We start from the raw sequence: 3,108 nt of genomic DNA on the forward strand, positions 1-3,108 counted from the left end.
GAGGCCGACCGGGGGCCGCAGTTCCTGGCGTACGACTTCTGGTGGCACTACACGCAGGACGTGCTGGTCACCAGCGAGTGGGGCACGCCGTCGATGATCGAGGACGGCATCGTCGGGGAACTGCTGCTGGGGCGGAAGTACGGGCACGCGATCCACTTCTGGGACCTGGCGAAGCGCCGGCACGTGCAGCGCGTCGACCTCGGCGACCAGTACCAGATGCCGCTGGAGCTGCGCCCCGCGCACGACCCGACGAAGTCGTACGGCTTCGTCGGCGTGGTGATCAGCGTCGAGGACCTGTCCGCCTCGATCTGGCTGTGGCACCGCGACGGCGACGCCTGGGCGGTGACCAAGGTGATCGACATCCCGGCCGAGCCGGCCGACCCGGCCGACCTGCCGGACCTGCTCAAGCCGTTCGGGGCGGTGCCGCCGCTGGTCACCGACATCGACCTGTCAGTGGACGACAGGTTCCTGCACGTCTCCTGCTGGGGCACCGGAGAGCTGATCCGCTACGACGTCAGCGACCCGTTCCACCCGGTACGCGTCGGCTCGGTGCGCCTGGGCGGCATCGTCAACCGCACGCCGCACCCGGCGTACCCGGACGAGCCGCTGGCCGGCGGCCCGCAGATGGTCGAGATCAGCCGCGACGGCCGCCGCGTCTACGTCAGCAACTCGCTCTACGGCGCCTGGGACGACCAGTTCTACCCCGACGGGGTGGGCGCCTGGGTGGCGAAGCTCGACGTCGACCCGGGCAGCGGCGGCCTCGTGCCGGATCCGCGGTTCTTCCCGCGCGGGGAGGAGTTCCGCGGCCTGCGCGTGCACCAGACCCGGTTGCAGGGCGGCGACGCGTCATCTGACTCGTACTGCTTCCCGTGACCGGCGCGACCTGGGCGGCGCTGGCCGGCCTCGGCGCGTTCCACGGCCTGAACCCGGCGATGGGCTGGCTGTTCGCGGTGGCCCGGGGCCTGCAGGAGCGCCGACGGGCGGCGCTGCTGGCGGCGCTGCCGCCGATCGCGGCCGGTCACCTGGCGTCGGTGGCGGTGGTCGCCGCGCTGGTCAGCGCCACCCGGTCGGTGACGGCGAGCACTGCGGTCGCGGTCACCGGCGGGGTGCTGCTCGTCGGGTTCGGGCTGTGGCGGCTGCTGTCCGACCGGCACTTCCGGTGGGCCGGGATGCGGCTGTCGGCCGCGCAGCTCACCGCCTGGTCGTTCCTGATGTCGGCGGCGCACGGCGCGGGCCTGATGCTGCTGCCGGTGCTGCTCGCCGAACCGGCGGTCGGCGGCGGCCCGCACGCCGGACACCTCGCCGCCGCGCCGGCCGGCGCCCTGACCGGCCTGTTCGCGGCGGCCGTGCACACCGCCGCCATGCTCGGCGTCGCGCTGGCCGTGGCCGTGGCCGTGTACGAGGTGCTCGGCGTCGGTGTGCTGCGCCGGGCCTGGTTCAACGTCGACCGGCTCTGGGCCGGCGTGCTCGTGGTGGCCGGGGTGGTGACGCTGATCGGCGCGGCGTGACCGTGCCGCCGACCTGCTATGGATCGACGGGAAGTCCTACTGGTTGAATAGGAAAGGCAGCGTCGCCCATCCCGGAGGTCAGCCGTGAGTCAGTCCCCGTCCTCAGCCGAAGCCGTCCACGACGCCGACCGGAGCCGGCAGTGGCTCGCCGGGCAGGCACACGGGCCGGGCGTCGACCGCGACCGGCTGCTGGAGGTGGGTGCGGCGATGGCCGCGGTGACCGCCGCCGCCGCGGAACGCGAGCCGGTAGCGGTGACGTCCGCGCCGGTCGGCGTCGACCCCGGCGCGCCGATCGTCAAGCCGCTGCCGGCGGAGCTGCTGCGCCCGCTGGACACCAACGCCGAGATGCGCTGGCCGTCGATGGCCGGCCAGGGGTACGTGGTCCCGATCGACCGCTTCTTCGTCCGCAACCACACGGTCACGCCGCACCTGGACGCGGCCACCTGGCGGCTGCGCCTGTTCGGCGACGGCCTGCGCGGCACGCCGACCCGGGACGACGCGGTCGAGTTCGACCTCGACGAGCTGCGCCGGCTACCCGCCGAGGAGCACGCGGCACTGCTGGAGTGCGCCGGCAACGGGCGGCGCTATTTCGCCGAGCAGCAGGGCGACCCCGCCCCGGGCGTGGCGTGGGGGCTGGGCAGCGTCGGCGTGGCCCGCTGGCGCGGCGTGCGGCTCGGCACGGTGCTGCGCCTGGCCGGGCTGCGCGACGAGGCGGTCGACGTGATGCCCGAGGGCCTCGACCCGGACTACGTCTCCGGCGGGGTCAACCTCGGCCGGGTACGCCGTCCGATGCCCATCGCGAAGGCGCTGGACGACGTGCTGCTGGCGTACGAGATGAACGGCGAGCCGCTCCCAGCCGACCACGGTTTCCCGGTGCGGGTCGTGGTGCCCGGCTGGGTCGGCATCGCCTCGATCAAGTGGGTGGGCGCGATCGAGGTCTCCACCACCCCGCTGTTCTCGCCGTGGAACACGCAGTTCTACCGCATGTTCGGCCCCGGCCACCCCGCCGGCGGCACCGCGCTCACCGCCCAGCCGGTGCGCAGCGCGTTCGAGCTGCCCTGGGACGCCCGGCTGCCGGCCGGCGAGGACGTGCTGCTGACCGGCCGCTCCTGGTCCGGCAACGGCCCGATCGCGCACGTCGAGGTGGACACCGGCGACGGGTGGCGCCCGGCCGACCTGGTCACCGCGGACCGGGGCGGCGCCTGGCAGCGCTGGACCGTCCGCTGGCGCCCGCCGGCCACGGGCCGGCACACGCTGCGTGCCCGGGCCACCGACTGCACCGGCGCCGTCCAGCCCGACCGGGCCGCCGTGAACGACCTCGCGTACCTGTTCGACGCCGTGGTGGCCCACCCGGTCACCGTCCGCTGACGCCCGCTCAGGTGGTGCCGAGGTAGGGCGGCGGCACGGTGTCGGTGAGCCACACCCCGTTGGCCGAGCGGTAGAACAGGTACCCCGCCTCTGCCATCGCCGCCGCGTCCACCGTCAGCACCACCACCGCGCCGCCCCGGCGCGCGCCGACGCGCCCGGCCGTCGCCGCATCAGGTGTCAGGTTTACGTGGTGCCGCCCGCCCCGGCGCGGCCCCTGCTCCCGCTGCGCGTC

At 74.7% G+C, this 3,108-nt stretch carries 4 protein-coding genes; 3 read left to right on the top strand and 1 reads right to left on the bottom strand.

The annotated features are described in order from the left end of the window. The 3 genes from KBX39_RS27410 to KBX39_RS27420 all read left to right on the top strand — a co-directional run. Positions 1–873, top strand: an 873-nt coding sequence (locus KBX39_RS27410; protein WP_247660662.1) for a selenium-binding family protein, incomplete at its 5' end; no start/stop codon positions are given. Then, positions 870–1,508: a hypothetical protein gene (locus tag KBX39_RS27415; protein ID WP_064445696.1), complete on the top strand. Its 639-nt coding sequence runs from the start codon at positions 870–872 to the stop codon at positions 1,506–1,508. The genes KBX39_RS27410 and KBX39_RS27415, both read left to right, overlap by 4 nt. 84 nt (positions 1,509–1,592) lie before the next feature. Continuing rightward, entirely contained in the window at positions 1,593–2,876 is a 1,284-nt protein-coding gene (locus KBX39_RS27420) for a sulfite oxidase (RefSeq protein ID WP_210873244.1), read from the top strand. 7 nt (positions 2,877–2,883) lie between these two features. On the opposite strand, the gene KBX39_RS27425 is transcribed toward KBX39_RS27420, so the two are convergent. Then, the coding region (locus tag KBX39_RS27425; RefSeq protein ID WP_210873245.1) for an RNA 2'-phosphotransferase at positions 2,884–3,108 on the bottom strand (225 nt) is incomplete at its 5' end.

Source organism: Micromonospora sp. D75 (assembly GCF_018070405.1).
Taxonomy (GTDB): domain Bacteria; phylum Actinomycetota; class Actinomycetes; order Mycobacteriales; family Micromonosporaceae; genus Micromonospora; species Micromonospora chalcea.